This window comes from Bacillus sp. mrc49 (assembly GCF_002803435.1).
Map to the genome: position 1 here is coordinate 1 of NZ_PHNG01000383.1, position 321 is coordinate 321.

Genomic DNA, 321 nt, shown 5'->3' on the forward strand with positions numbered 1-321 from the left:
ACGGGACGTTCCCTTTCAGCAGGTGAAGCCGTTGAACTTGGGATTGCCCAGGTAGCTGTAAAAGAAGCTGAATTGTTAAAAACGGCTAGAGCAATGGCAACGTCGTTTGGCGAAGGAAAAAGCATGACCAGTGTGATGCGAGCTGTGGAATGTATCGTTCAAGGAGGCAACGACAGCATGGAGCAAGGGTTGGAACGGGAACGAAAACGGTTTGCCGAACTGTTTCTGACAGCTGATGCCAAAGAGGGAATTCACGCATTCGTCGAGAAACGACAACCAGACTTTAAACATTTCTAAAAAGGAGTGGATGGAATGACTGCC

Annotated in this window: 1 protein-coding gene; it reads left to right on the forward strand. The window is 48.3% G+C overall.

The window, feature by feature from the left end:
- The coding region (locus tag CVN76_RS02425; RefSeq protein WP_232732074.1) for an enoyl-CoA hydratase-related protein at nucleotides 1-297 on the forward strand (297 nt) is incomplete at its 5' end.
- Between the last annotated feature and the right edge of the window lie 24 nt (nucleotides 298-321).